This window comes from Mesorhizobium sp. B4-1-1, from assembly GCF_006439375.1.
In the GTDB taxonomy this organism is placed as follows: domain Bacteria; phylum Pseudomonadota; class Alphaproteobacteria; order Rhizobiales; family Rhizobiaceae; genus Mesorhizobium.
The window spans coordinates 226,827-241,108 of record NZ_VFTH01000008.1; the positions used below are offsets into that span (position 1 = coordinate 226,827).

Genomic DNA, 14,282 nt, shown 5'->3' on the forward strand with positions numbered 1-14,282 from the left:
CCCGAGGATGACGAGGCGAGAGGCGCCTTCGGCATTCAAAAATGAAACTCGCCACCTTCAACGTCAACAACATCAACAGCAGGCTGGAGAATCTCCTGGCTTGGCTCGCGCGCGCTAAACCCGACGTCGTCTGCCTGCAGGAGTTGAAGGCGCGCGACACCCAATTCCCGCTGACCCGCCTGGCCAAAGCCGGCTATGGCGCGGTGTGGAAGGGCGAGCCGACCTGGAACGGCGTGGCGATCCTCGCGCGCGGCGCCGAGCCTGTGCTGACACGCGATGCGCTGCCCGGCGACGATGCCGACCGCCAGGCCCGCTACATCGAGGCGGCGGTCGACGGCGTCGTCATCGCCTGCCTCTATGCCCCCAACGGCAACCCGCGGCCGGGGCCGAAATTCGACTACAAGCTCGCCTGGCACGAGCGCTTCGCGGCGCATGCGGAGCAACTGCTCGACACTGGCCTGCCGGTGGCGCTGGCCGGCGACTTCAACATCGTGCCCGAGCCGCGCGACATATATGCCACCCGCTCTTATGACGACAACGCGCTGGTGCAGCCCGAAAGCCGTGCCGCCTTTGTCGCGCTGATCGAGCAGGGCTGGACCGACGCCCTGCGCAAGGTTTTTCCCAGGCAAGAAAAACTCTACACCTTCTGGGATTATCGACGGAACCGCTGGCCGCGCGACGCGGGCCTGCGGCTCGACCACATATTGCTGTCGAAGAAGCTCGCTCGAAAACTGAAAGGGGCGGGCATCGACCGCGAGGTACGGGGAGGCGACAATCCCAGCGATCATGCGCCGGTTTGGGTGGAGTTGGGGTGAGAAAAAAATCCCCGCCGTAGCGAGGATCGTTGAGAATCAAATCCTGGATGCCGATCACGGGGGCGGAGCGGGCGGAGGCGAGCCCGCCACAATCGCGGAAAGCTTGCCTCTACGGATCAAAACCGGCTTCTCGTAAGTCTTCTTCATGGGTTGCCCTCCAATACTCCAGTAAATGATCTCAAGTGAGTGGATTCTGTCAAGCATTCGACCAGAGCGGCCCGTCGACACCTGGGGAAGCCTTCTGCTGGTAAAACCGTGGTCCAATAGTTCCGATAGCGCTGGCGTTCCCGCCGGCGTCTCAATCATGCGCCTTCCACAGCAACGACTTGCGGTGTTGATGTCCAACGCTAATCTGCTGAAGAGTTGGAGGGGATAAAATTTCATGCTCGTGGTCTTGAACACGTGTCTCCAGCCGTTGCCGCCTCGCAATGGCTGATACCATCCTCGTCGCCCTCCTCTCGGCCCTCGTCCTTGCCGGCGCTGTAGCCCTCGTCGCGATCGTGCTGCGCTGGCGCCGCAAGCGCCGCAGGGCGCGCGGCAACTCCAATCCGGCGGGCGACTATGCGCCGCGAGCTGGCTGGGGCGGTAGCCGCGGAGCGCTCAACTATTCGTCCTTCGTCTTCATGGATGTCGACCGCGACGGCAAGTTCGGGCAGGCCGACCGGCCGATCGCCGGCATTGTGGTAAGGGCCTATGACGAAAAGGGCGCGTTCCTCGCGGCGGTGCGAACCAACAATGGCGGCTTCGCCAATTTCGTCATGTCGGCGAAGAAACATCGGGCCGTCCTGCGCGCGCCCGGAACCTACCGGTTTTCGGTCTCGGTGCCGAAAGGCTGGCGCGTGAGCACCGGCAATGAGGATCAGTCGCTCCACCTCGGCACCATGCCCGGCGCGCCGTCAGGTCTCGCCGGCGAGGACTTGCCGAAGGCGGTCGGTCTCTCGCCAGGACGTTTCATTCGCGGCAGGACAGCGACCGAAGCGGCGCTTCAGGTCATCGGCAAGGGCAGGGTCCTGGAAACCAGAGCGCTACTGCCCGGCGACTTCCTTGTCGGTCTCTCCTCCGACGCCGACACGCTGACGATCTCTGGATCGGGTCTCGATCGTCGCCTGGCGCTTACGCCCTATCCGGCCGATCTCGGACTTTTGCGATCGGACGCGATCGCAGCCGATGCGGCCCTCGAAACGGTCGACTTCAACGCTGTCACCACCCTGCCTTTTCAGAAAATTCCCTGTGGTTATGCCGGTCTCGATTGGCGCAACCTGAACGCCCTGACGAGCCAGTACGTCAATGACAGCGAGGGCTATCTCAACGGCAATCTCTCACGCGGCCGCGTTGCCTATACCAGCAGCGGCCACCCGGCGGAGTTTGCCGGCACGACGCCCTTCGGCTTTCATTCGATTATGCTCACCGCCGCATGGCTGGCTTCGGAAGGCGAGATCGCATTGGTCGAAAGCTGGCTCGATGACGAACTGGTCGCCAGCGACGAGATCGCGCTCTCGGCGTTGGCTCCGGTCCACTACGCACCGATGCTGAAGGCGGTGACGCGCGTGCGCATTTCCACGAAGCACTATTGGCAAGCTGTGCTGGACGGTTTGGTGCTGGTGCGCTGAAGTCGCCGAAATTGCTCGATGCTGATCAAGTTGTGCGATCGTCAAGTCGAGATTGCCGGCGTCGGCCGTCGCGTATTATCAAGAAGCGCGGGGAGAACCGGTCAGATCACCGGCCCGGTTCCATTGATGGGACCTGAACCGGCGCCGTTGAGTGCGGTGATGGCCGAAAGCTTGCCCTTTCTGGCGAAGGTTGGCTTCTCATAGACTTTCTTCATGTTCCGAAGTCCTCGATTCACCCAAAACAACCGGCCGACAAGTTGTCGGTCCAACATGCCACGCCTGCATGCAGGCGTGTTCGATCGTAGGCCGATCAGTCCGTCGAAACCGGAGCGTTCGCCGTAACTGCCGAAAGCCTGCCCTTCCGGATGAGGCTGGGCTTCTCGTAGACCTTCTTCATGAAAAACCTCTCCAAACGCTCGCGCCAACCTGAGCAGCGCCTATAGCTGCTTCCCAGACGGGCCCAACGATCGCTATTCCCGATGGTCAACCCGGGAGGGGGTTGGAAGGGCTGTTCAATGCCGTGACTGTCGAAAGCTTGCCTTTGCGGACGAAGATAGGCTTCTCGTAAATCTTCTTCATGCTAATGGCTCTCCTGAAAATCCCCGCCGGATAATGTCATAAGAGCGTTTCCTGTCAACCAAAGCGAGTGGTTGAGTTCTTTATTCTTGGGGAGTGTGGCTTTCTGCTCACGCGACCGGCGTTCAACGAAGAGAAAGACCTCAACGCCTCAAGCTAGTCGGCGGGATATTGGTCCCCCGGTCGAGTAAAGTTGAAAAGCCGGGCAGTCGCTGGGCGGAAGAACGCGCCTGGAGGCCGAGGCAGATTAATCTTTCCTCGTGTGATGTCTTGCACTTAGCCTGGCAGGAAAGCTCGGCTAGGATGGCTGATGCGCCTTCCGCATTCAGGCGGGAGGACCGGGGGGTGGATGAAAAGATCGACCGACAGGCTGCTGGCGCTGGCGATGCTGATCGTCGGCATTGCCTGTTTCGCCAAGCTCTATCCGACGCTGGGTGCCAAGCCGCTGGCGATGGCGCGCTTGGAAATCTTCGGCGTGGCCGGCGTGCTGTCGGTTCTTGCCGGGCTGCTTTTCCTCGCCGGCCTGCTGCCGGGCGCCGCCAGGCACGATCCGGCCGCCCCCTTGTTCGGCCGTGACGCCGAGATCGCGCCGGCCGGCCATCCGCGGCTGCGCCGCGCGGCACTCGCTTTGCCGTTTTTGGCGCTGCTTGTCATCGTCGCCGACCAGTTCGGCCCGTGGCGGACGCAGCGGCCGGGCGGCGAACCGGCGAAGGAAGTCGCCACCGCGCCGGCGGCGCCGGCGCCTCGGCCATCCGAGCCGAAGCCCGAGCCGGAGGCGAGCACAAAACCAACCACGCCGGAGGCGAGCGCAAAGCCAACCGCGCCCGCACCCACGCAGGAAGAAGTCGCGAAACCCGCGCCGCCGGCCGAGTCCGCGCCGCGGCCTGCCCAACCGGCACAGCCTGTTCAGCCAACCGAGCAGACGGCACTCGCGCCCGCAACGCCGCCGCAGACGGAGGCGCCGCCTCCGCCGGCACCTCCGGCCCAGCCGACCGCGCTGGAAGGCCACCGCGACGCCGTCGTCTGGCTGGCGGTGTCTGCCGACGGCCGCGAGATCTTGAGCGCCAGCACCGACCGCATGATCAAGCTCTGGGACGTCGATGGCAAGCGGCTGATCCGCGATCTTGGTCAGCACAAGGACATGGCACGCACCGCGCTTTTCATGCCCGACGGCAAGACCGCGCTGACCGCCGGCGACGACGGCGAGATCGTGCTGCGGCAGCTGTCCGACGGCGCGGCGCTGCACGTCTTCTCCTCAGGGGCGAACGGCGGCGTCAGGCAACTGAAGATCAGCCCGGACGGCACGCGCGCCGTCAGCGGTCACGACACCGGTTCCGTCGTGGTTTGGGACCTGGGGAAGGGGGCGGTGCTGCACGTGCTGCCGGGCCACGACTGGTCGGTGAGCTCCGTCGCCATCTCGCCCGACGGCACCAGGGCGCTCACGGGCAGCATCGACGGCGAGCTGAAGCTCTGGGATATCGTTTCGGGCAAGCAACTGCGCGGCTGGCACGGCCACGACCGCGGCGCCTATGGCGCGGTCTTCCTGGCCGACGGTCACCACGCGGTGACCGGCAGCGGCGACTACACGATAAAACTCTGGGACCTCGACAGCTTCAAGGAAGTGCGACGTTTCGAGGGCCATTCCGGCACGGTCTACGCGCTGGCCCTGTCGGCCGACGGCAGGCGGCTCGGCTCCGTCTCGCTCGACGGCACGGCGCGTATCTGGAACTTGGACACCGGCGCCGAGATCGCCGAGTTCGATCCCGGCACCGGTCCCATGTATTCGGTCGCCTTCGCCGCCGACGGCACGCTTTTGACCGGAGGCATCGACCGCACCATCCGCGACTGGCCGGCCGCGGGAGGCGATGGCAAGGTGCTGTTCGCGGGGGCGCCGGAATAGCGTTGCCGATTGGCGAAAGCCCGCGTGATAGCCGATCTCCCCCACAAAGGAGGGAGATCGGCTGACATTGACGCCCCGCGGCTCGAACCTAGTTCTCCTCGCATGGCGCCACGCCTGCGACGCGTGCCCGCCCGCCTCACGCAAGGAGTACCTCCTTGAAACGCTTCTGGATCGGCGTTCTCATTCTCATTGTCGTCTGCCTGGGGGGCTTTGCCGCCTATGGCTGGAAGCCGGCGATCGATCCGATCGAACCGCCGCAGCGCGCCTCCTTCGACCAGGCGCTGATCGAGAAGGGGGCGCTGCTCGCTTCGGTCGGCAACTGCACGGCCTGCCATACCAAGCCCGGCGGAAAGTCCTTCGCCGGCGGGCTGGCGGTGCCGACGCCATTCGGCACCATCTATTCCACCAACATCACGCCGGATCCCGAGACCGGTATCGGCCGCTGGTCGGAAGCTGCCTTCAGCCGGGCGATGCGGGAAGGCGTCGAGCGCGACGGCGATCACCTTTATCCGGCCTTCCCGTTCGACCATTTCACGCTGGTCTCCGACGAGGACAACCAGGCGCTCTACGCCTATCTGATGACGCGGCACGCCGTTGAGAACCGGCCTCCCGCCAATGAGCTGCCGTTCCCGCTCAACCTGCGCTTCGTGCTGACCGGCTGGAAGCTGCTCTTCTTCAACAAGGGCGCCTATCGCGAGAATGCCGCGCAGAGAGCCGAGTGGAACCGCGGCGCCTATCTCGTCGAAGGGCTTGGCCATTGCGGCGCTTGCCACACGCCGCGCAACGCCCTGGGCGCCGAGCGGAAAGGCGCGCATCTGGCAGGCGGCGAAGCGGAGGGCTGGGATGCCTTCGCGCTCGATGCATCGTCCTCGGCGCCGATCCCGTGGACGCATGACAGCCTCTTTGCTTATCTGCGCCAAGGCTGGCACGCCGATCACGGCGTGGCCAATGGACCGATGGCGGAGGTCACCGGCAATCTCGGCCGGCTTCCCGATACCGATATCAGCGCCGTCGCCACTTACCTGATCTCGCGGATGGGCGAGCCGACGCCGGAGCGCGCGGCGGCAGCCGAGGACATCCGCAAGAAGCTTTCGGCCGACCAGGGTGGCACGCCGATACCGGCCAGCGCCACCACCGGCAGTCCGACAAGCCGCGGCGGCGCGATCTACCAGGCGGCCTGCGCCACCTGCCATGACGGCAGCCGCCCGCAGCCTTTCGGCGGCATCGATTTCCATCTCTCCAGCACGATCGCCGCGCGCGAGCCGCAAAATGCAATCAACGTCGTGCTCTTTGGCCTGCCGGCGGCGAGCGGCCGGGAGAGCCCGATCATGCCGGGCTTCGCCGCGACGCTGACCGACGATCAGGTGGCGGACCTGCTCGGCTATCTGCGCGAGGCCTATGCCCAGAAGCCGGCATGGGCGGACGCGAAAGCGAAGACCGCCGACACCAGGAGCGGCAAATACCGGGTCAGCGTCCGGCCTTCGGACGGCATCGAGCGCAGCCCGGACAATGTGGGAGCCAAGGACTAATGGTCAAGCTCAACGTCAACGGCACGTCACATGACGTCGACGTCGATCCGGCGACGCCGCTGCTCTATGTGCTGCGCAACGATCTGAAGCTCAACGGCGCCAAGTTCGGCTGCGGCCTCGGCCAGTGCGGCGCCTGCACGGTGATGGTCGACGGCAAGGCGGTCTTTTCCTGCCTGACGCCTGCCATGCTGGTCGAGGGGCGCGCGATCAAGACGGTCGAGGGCCTTGGCACCATCGACGATCCCGGACCGATGCAAAAAGCTTTCATCGAACAACAGGCGGCGCAATGCGGCTATTGCATCGCCGGCATGATGATGCGGGCGCAGGCGCTGCTCGAGGCAAAGCCCGATGCCGCCGACGTCGACATCAGGCAGGCGCTGGAGCCCAATCTCTGTCGCTGCGGCACGCATATGCGCATCCTTCGGGCCGTGGCCCGCGCCCGCGACCTGATGCAGGGCAAGTCCGCCGGCAACATGGCGCCGGCAGCCGCCACCGGGAGGGGATGATGAACGCACCGAACCTGCTTCCCGATGTCACCCGCCGCGGCTTCCTGGCGGGAGCCGGCGCGCTGGTCGTATCCTTCGCCATTCCGGCCAAGGCGCAGCAGGGCGAGGTACCGAGCGCGCCGGGCGCCCAGACGGCGAAACCCGAATTGCCCGGCAGTCTGGCTGACACGCCCTCGCTCGACGCCTGGATCCGCATCGACGCCGACGGTTCGATCACCGTCTTCACCGGCAAGGCCGAGCTTGGCCAAGGCACCAAGACGTCGCTGCGCCAGGTTGCCGCCGAGGAGCTGGAGGTCGAGCCGGCAGCGATCAAACTGATCACCGCCGACACCGCGCTGACGCCGAATGAAGGCTACACCGCCGGCAGCCAGACGATCCAGAATTCAGGCACCGCCATCCGCTATGCCTCGGCGCAGGCGCGGCAGATCCTGATCGCCAAGGCCAGCGAAAAGCTCGGCGCGCCGGTCGAGGCGCTGAAGGCTGAGGCGGGAGCGGTCGTCGGCCCGAACGGCGCCAAGGCCGGTTATGGCGAACTGGTCTCGGCCGATTTCCTTCATGTCGATGCGGCGGCGGATACCAGGCTCAAGCCGCCGGCAGCCTATCGCGCGATCGGCAAGCCTTTCGCGCGGGTCGACATCCCGGACAAGGTCACCGGCGGCGAGGCCTATGTCCAGGACATGCGCCCGCCGGGCATGGTTCATGCCCGCGTCGTGCGGCCGCCGAGCTACGGCGCGAAGCTCACCGACTTCGCCGATGTCGCGGTCAAGGCGATGCCTGGCGTGATCGCCGTGGTGCGCGACGGCGATTTCCTGGCCGTGGTCGCCGAGCAGGAGTTCCAGGCCGTGAAGGCCATGCGCGCCATGGCCGCCGTCGCGAAGTGGCAGGAGCAGCCCGCGCTTCCCGACCCGAACGATATTTCGGCTTTCCTGGAAAAGGCCGTGTCGAAAGTCGGCACGGTGACCTCCGTCGGCGCCGACAGCGCGCCGGGCGCCAGGACGCTCCAGGCGCAATTCACGCGCGCCTACCAGATGCACGGCTCTATCGGTCCATCGAGCGCGGTGGCCATGCTCGACAATGGCCTGACGACGGTCTGGACGCATACGCAAGGCGTCTATCCCGATCGCAAGGCGATCGCCCAGATGCTCGGCGTGCCGCAGGAGAAGGTGCGCTGCATCCACACCGAGGGCTCGGGCTGCTACGGCCACAACGGCGCCGACGATGCGGCGGCCGACGCCGCGCTGGTCGCGCAGAAAGTGCCGGGCAAGCCGGTGCGCGTGCAATGGATGCGCGACCAGGAGCATCTATGGGAGCCATACGGACCGGCGATGCTGACCAGGGCGAGTGCCACGCTCGACCAGAACGGCAACATCGTGAACTGGCACTACGACCTGTGGAGCAACAACCATGGCACGCGGCCGGGTTCCGCCGGATCGCTGATCGCCGGCAGGCTGATGGAACGGCATTTCCCGCCCGATCCCGCCGAGCTGCAAATCTCTCCGCTCGGCAATGGCGACCGCAACGCGATCCCGCTCTATGACGTGCCCAACCAGCGCGTGAACTGGCACTTCGTCGCCGACATGCCGGTGCGCGTGTCCGCGCTGCGCGGCTTGGGGGCCTATTGCAACGTCTTCTCCATCGAAAGCTTCATGGACGAACTGGCGCTGGCGGCGAACGCCGATCCGGTCGAATACCGCCTGCGCCACCTGAAGGACCCGCGCGCCAAAAAGGTGATCGAGGTGGCGGCCGAAAAGTTCGGCTGGTCGAAGATACCCCTGCCGGAGGGCCGGGGCAGAGGCTTTGCCTTCGCCAAATACAAGAACCACGCCGCTTATCTTGCCATCGCGCTGGAGGCCGATGTCGACAGCGACAGCGGCGCGATCAAGGTGTCGCGCGTCGTCGCGGCGGTCGATTGCGGCGAGGCCGTCGCCCCGGATTCGATTATCAACCAGACCGAAGGCGGCATATTGCAGTCGATGAGCTGGACTCTTTACGAGGCCGTGCATTTCGATCGAACGCGCATCTTGAGTCCGGACTGGTCGACCTATCCGATCCTGCGCTTCAGCGCGGTGCCCGACAGCATCGAGGTGCAGGTCGTCGATAACCCCGGCACGCCTTATCTCGGCGTCGCCGAAGCCGCCCAAGGCCCTACCGCCGGCGCCATCGCCAACGCATTCCGGAATGCGACCGGCAAGCGCATATACGATGTGCCTTACACGCGAGAGAGGGTGAAGGACGTGCTGGGGGTTTAGGGCGCTTGATCTCCCGTCCTCGAGGAAGATGTCGCCGAAGGGGACAGGGGGAGTTCACTGTACAAGTCACGCGCGCGCCGTCATCCTAGGTGGATAGACAAACCTAGCAGTCAGCGTCCCGCCCATCATGCTCAACCTCCACCTCGTCGAAGCCTCGATCGCCAACCTGCGCCGCGGGCTGGAAGATGGCACTGTCACCAGCGTCGAACTGGTCGGTGCCTATCTCAACCGCATTGCGCATTTCGACCGCCACGGCATCGCGCTCAACGCGGTCCCCATCCTCAACCCGAACATGTTCGAGGAGGCGGAAGCTTCGGACCGCCGCCGTCGCGAGGGCAAAACCCTCGGCTCGCTCGACGGCATCCCTTACACTGCCAAGGACAGCTACAAGGCCAAGGGGCTGACGGTAGCGGCCGGCTCGCCGGCCTTCCAGCATCTCACGGCGAACGAGGACGCCTTCACCATCGCCAGGCTGCGCGCCGCCGGCGCGGTATTGATCGGCCTCACCAACATGCCGCCTATGGCCAATGGCGGCATGCAGCGCGGCGTCTATGGCCGCGCCGAGAGCCCGTACAACAAGGACTTTCTCACCGCTGCCTTCGCTTCCGGCTCGTCCAACGGCTCGGGGACGGCGACCGCCGCGTCCTTTGCGGTCTTCGGGCTCGGCGAGGAAACCTGGTCGTCCGGCCGGGCGCCGGCTTCCAACAACGCGCTGGTGGCCTACACGCCCTCGCGCGGCGGGATCTCGGCGCGCGGCAACTGGCCTCTCGTGCCGACCATGGATGTGGTGGTGCCGCACACGCGGACCGTTCCCGACCTCTTGGAACTGCTCGATGTCATCGTCGCCGACGATGCCGAGACGCGTGGCGATTTCTGGCGCGTGCAGCCCTGGGTTCAGATCCCGAAAGCATCGGCGCTGCGGCCGGCGAGCTACGCCGCGCTCCCGCTGCAAGGCGCGCTGAAGGGCAAACGGCTCGGCGTGCCGAAAATGTATGTCGGCAAGGACGAAGGCGCCGACCGCCCGATCGAGACCCGCGCCTCGGTGCTGGATCTGTGGCGTCAGGCGGCGCGCGATCTGGAAGCGCTCGGGGCCGAGGTGGTCGAGGTCGATTTCCCCGTCGTCTCCAATTACGAGCGCGACCGCCCTGGCGCGCGTACCATGGTCGATCGCGGGCTGGTGCCGGCTGAATTCGCCGAGCGCGAGATCTGGGACCTGTCCATCTGGTCCTGGGACGATTTCCTGCGCGCCAATGCCGATCCTGCGATCCCCGATCTCGCTTCGGTCGACGGCGCAAAGATCTTCCCGCAGCCGCCGGGCGCGTTGCGCGACCGCTATGGCGATGCCGATTTCGATCTGGCGCAATATGTCGAGCGGGCGAAGCAGGGCGTGGCGCCGCTGGCGGACATTCCCGCCATCGAGGCGGGACTGAAAGGCCTGGAGGCAACGCGCCGTATCGATTTCGAGGACTGGCTCGATGCCAACCGCCTCGATGCCGTGGTGCTGCCGGCGGTCGCCGATGTCGGCCCGGCCGATGCCGATGTCGACGAGGCCTCGGCCATGCTCGCCTGGCGCAACGGCACCTGGGTCGCCAACGGCAATCTGGTCTGGCGCCATCTCGGCATCCCGACCGTGACGGTGCCGATGGGAACGATGGCCGATATCGGCATGCCGGTCGGCCTCACCTTCGCCGGCAGGGCCTATGACGACGTGGCTTTGCTGACCATCGCCGGCGACTATGAGCGGGCCACCAGGCGGCGCACCGTTCCGCCGCGCACGCCGGCGCTTGCCGACGATGTGTTCGAGGGCAGGGGCGCGGCAAGTCGTGTTGGTGATGCCCACCTCACGCTGGCGCTTACGGCTGAGACGACGCGCTCCGGCGCCACCGATGAGATCGCGATCGCGCTGGAGACCGGCGACGCGGCGGTGGTGAAAGTCCACGTCAACGGTGAGCCGGTTTCCCTGCAAGGCAGCGGTAACCGATTCACCGGTCGCGTGATCGTACCGGCCACGACCCATCAAGGCTTCCATAGCGTCTGGCGCGGTTCCTATGGTTCGATCGTCACGGCCATTGTGAGGTCGCCGGATGGGCGCGTCGGCGGGGCATATACGGTGACAGGTGGGATTGGGTAGCTTCCCTTCCCCCCGCAAGCGGAGAAGCGAAGATCGTGCTACCCGGTCCAATCCACCACCAGCGCCACCAACCCGAACACCGCGCCCGTGGCCCACACCGCGTTCCAGCCGCCCCAGGCCCAGGCAATGCTCGATCGCGGTCTTCCGCGACGCGCTGGCGGAGGCGCTGAAGGGCCGATGTATGATGGTTCCTGCCGGTAGCTACGGTTCCGGCTCTGCCTCCTCCTTGACCCATCCCTCACCCACGCTATCTTCGCGCCATGCCAGCTACCGCCCCCTCCGCCGCCGCGCCGCTGATCGTCATCGACCTGCAGACCGGCATGTTCGACGGCCGTTTCGATCCCCCGATCCACGACGCCGACACGATCGCTGAGCGCGCCCGCAGGCTGATTGACTGGGCGCGGCACACGGGCCGCAAGGTGGCCTTCATCCGCCATGACGGACCGCCCGGCGATCCGCTGGCGCCGGGCGCTTCCGGGTGGCCGGTATGGCCGCTGCTCGGCCAGGCCGCCGACGAACCGACCTTTGGCAAAAGCGTCGGCAACGCCTTCTCCAACCCTGACCTAGCAGCATGGGTAGCGGGGCAGGGCGCGAAGAACGTCGTGCTCATCGGCGCCCAGACCGATTTCTGCGTCGCCGCCACAGTGAAGGGAGCCTTTGCCGAAGGCCTCGGCGTCACCGTGGTTTCCGACGCGCATTCGACGCTGGACAGCGAAAAGGAAAAGGCGCCCGACATCATCGCCCGCCACAACGAGGCCTTCGAGGGGCAGGGCGTGCGGATGGCGACCACGGCAGAGCTGACGGAAGGCTGAGCGCATTCTTCCTTCTCCCACAAGGGAGAAGAGAAGCCCCCCAACTCAAGGAGCTATTTTTGCCCACCCTCACTCTCCCCGCCGAAGGCGGCTGCCGCTGCGGCCGCGTGCGCCTTAAGATTTCGGCAAAGCCGCTGCTCACCATGGCCTGCCATTGCACCGGCTGCCAGTCGATGTCGTCCAGCGCCTATTCGCTGAGCGCGGCGATCCCCTCGGAAGGCTTCGAGGTGACCAAGGGCGAGCCTGTGGTCGGCGGCCTGCACGGCACGTCGAAGCACTATTTCTGCGGCTACTGCATGACCTGGATGTTCACGCGACCAGAGGGGATCGACTGGTTCGTCAACCTGCGCCCGACGATGCTCGACGAGCATGCCTGGTTCACGCCATTCATCGAGACCTGGACCAGTGAGAAATTGCCCTGGGCCACGACATCGGCCGCGCACAGCTACGAAGCGCTGCCGTCCTTCGAAGAATATGAGCCGCTGGTCGCCGAATACGCCGGCACGCAACGCTGACCAAAAGCGGGGCCGGCCAAAAAAGCGGCGACCTAGGGCAAGGTCGCCGTTGCCATTTCCGTTCATGGTCGACGCGGCCGTTGGGGGCGCATTGTTGGGGATGTGCTTGGGCGTCCGCGTCGACCACGGCGGCCTCATACCGCAGACTGCATCATGGCACATTTGCCGCCCGCTGAAACTTCCGCGAAAACGGTATATGGCGGGCTCTTCCCTTCTCCCCTTTGTGGGAGAAGGTGGCCGAGCGAAGCTCGGACGGATGAGGGGTGTTCCAGCTTGGCGATACCACTCGCTCAGCCGTGGCCGTGCGGCCCTCATCGACGCCTCATTCCTCCCAGTAGCCGTCTCGGCGCTGCGCGCCGATCCGCCTTCTCCCACAAGGGAAACACTTTCTCCCTCGATCCGCATTGACCTGGTCCGCCCGACCGGCGACGACTGAGGCTTCCTTTTCAATGGATTGCATCGTGGACCAGATTCATTTTCTCAACGCCAGGCTTGCCGATGGCATGGTCGCTGATCTCGCCGTCGCCGGCGGCCGTTTCAGCGCCATCGTGCCTGCAGCCAATGCGACGCCGCCGCCGGCTGGCGCCATCGATCTCGCGGGTCAGCTCGTGCTGCCCGCTTTCGTCGAGGGTCATATCCATCTCGACACCTCCTTCTATGGCGATGCCTGGCGCCCGCACATTCCCTGCACCAATGGTTTTGACGTGCGCGAGCGGGTCGCCTTCCAGATGCGCAATCTCGAGCAGGCCGCGCCGATGGAAGAGCGCGCGAAAAGCCAGCTGGAGCTCTGCGTCGGCAATGGCAGCCTTACCATGCGCAGCCATGTCATGGTCGACGCCGCGGTCGGGCTGAAGCATGTCGAGACGATCCTTGGCGTGCGGGAGAAATACCGCGACCTGATCGACATCCAGCTCGTCGCCTTCCCGCAGAGCGGCATTCTGTCCTCGCCAGGCACCGCGGAGCTGCTCGACGAGGCGCTCAAGCTCGGCTGCGACCTGATCGGCGGGCTCGACCCGGCAAGCTTCGACCGCGATGTGAAAGGCCATCTCGATGTCGTCTTCGGCCTTGCCGGAAAGCACGGCGCCGGCGTCGACATCCACCTGCATGACCGCGGCACGCTTGGCCTGTTCGAGATCGAGGAAATAGTCGCCCGGACCGCGGCACTGGGCATGCAGGGAAAAGTCGCCGTCAGCCACGCCTACGGGCTGGGCGACATCTCCGCCGATGCGTTGGCCGGAGTCGGCGAGCGGATCGCCGCCGCCGGCGTCGCCATCATGACCAACGCGCCCGGCGATCATCCTTTCCCGCCGGTGGCCGCGCTGCGCAAGGCGGGCGTTACGGTCTTCGCCGGCTCCGACAACATCCGCGATTCCTGGTGGCCCTATGGCGATGGCGACATGCTCAACCGCGCCAACATGATCGGCTACCGCTCCGGCTTCTACGAGGACTGGGAACTGGAAGCCGCTTACGACGTGGTGAGCCATGCCGGCGCCAAGGCGCTCGGGCTCGAGGGCTACAGCATCGCCGTCGGCGCCAAGGCGGATTTCGTCGCGCTGAAGGCAGAGCATGTCCCGGAAGCGGTGGTGGCGGTGCCGAGGGAGCGCACCGTCTATCGCGCGGGCGGGGAAGTGGCGCGGGG

11 protein-coding genes are annotated in these 14,282 nt (G+C 65.8%); 10 read left to right on the plus strand and 1 reads right to left on the minus strand.

The window, feature by feature from the left end; genetic code table 11:
• Window positions 1-41 precede the first annotated feature (41 nt).
• Window positions 42-815, plus strand: coding sequence for an exodeoxyribonuclease III (gene xth, locus FJW10_RS14265; protein WP_140900580.1), 774 nt, complete (start codon window positions 42-44; stop codon window positions 813-815).
• A 428-nt stretch (window positions 816-1,243) separates the two neighbouring features.
• Window positions 1,244-2,425 (plus strand): hypothetical protein, encoded by a 1,182-nt coding sequence (locus tag FJW10_RS14275; RefSeq protein WP_140900581.1) that lies wholly within the window; start codon window positions 1,244-1,246, stop codon window positions 2,423-2,425.
• A gap of 101 nt (window positions 2,426-2,526) precedes the next feature.
• Here FJW10_RS14275 and FJW10_RS14280 read toward each other — a convergent pair whose 3' ends face one another.
• Window positions 2,527-2,640: a putative RiPP precursor gene (locus FJW10_RS14280; RefSeq protein WP_140831840.1), complete on the minus strand. Its 114-nt coding sequence runs from the start codon at window positions 2,638-2,640 to the stop codon at window positions 2,527-2,529.
• A gap of 710 nt (window positions 2,641-3,350) precedes the next feature.
• Here FJW10_RS14280 and FJW10_RS14295 point away from each other — a divergent pair.
• From FJW10_RS14295 to FJW10_RS14330, 8 genes are all read left to right on the plus strand, one after another.
• Entirely contained in the window at window positions 3,351-4,901 is a 1,551-nt protein-coding gene (locus tag FJW10_RS14295) for a WD40 repeat domain-containing protein (RefSeq protein WP_140900582.1), read from the plus strand.
• A 236-nt stretch (window positions 4,902-5,137) separates the two neighbouring features.
• Complete coding sequence (locus tag FJW10_RS14300; protein WP_246674263.1) at window positions 5,138-6,430, plus strand: cytochrome c; 1,293 nt, start codon at window positions 5,138-5,140, stop codon at window positions 6,428-6,430.
• Complete coding sequence (locus FJW10_RS14305; RefSeq protein WP_140900584.1) at window positions 6,430-6,936, plus strand: (2Fe-2S)-binding protein; 507 nt, start codon at window positions 6,430-6,432, stop codon at window positions 6,934-6,936. The genes FJW10_RS14300 and FJW10_RS14305 overlap by 1 nt, the downstream gene beginning before the upstream one ends.
• Entirely contained in the window at window positions 6,936-9,185 is a 2,250-nt protein-coding gene (locus tag FJW10_RS14310; protein ID WP_140900585.1) for a molybdopterin cofactor-binding domain-containing protein, read from the plus strand. The genes FJW10_RS14305 and FJW10_RS14310 overlap by 1 nt, the downstream gene beginning before the upstream one ends.
• 127 nt (window positions 9,186-9,312) lie before the next feature.
• Window positions 9,313-11,316, plus strand: a complete 2,004-nt coding sequence (locus FJW10_RS14315) for an amidase (RefSeq protein WP_140900586.1) — start codon at window positions 9,313-9,315, stop codon at window positions 11,314-11,316.
• A 260-nt stretch (window positions 11,317-11,576) separates the two neighbouring features.
• A complete protein-coding gene (locus tag FJW10_RS14320) occupies window positions 11,577-12,128 on the plus strand; it encodes an isochorismatase family protein (protein WP_140900587.1) in 552 nt (183 codons plus the stop codon).
• Window positions 12,129-12,187: 59 nt separating this feature from the next.
• Entirely contained in the window at window positions 12,188-12,643 is a 456-nt protein-coding gene (locus FJW10_RS14325; RefSeq protein ID WP_140900588.1) for a GFA family protein, read from the plus strand.
• A 449-nt stretch (window positions 12,644-13,092) separates the two neighbouring features.
• On the plus strand, window positions 13,093-14,282 hold a 1,190-nt coding region (locus tag FJW10_RS14330; protein ID WP_140900589.1), incomplete at its 3' end, for an amidohydrolase family protein.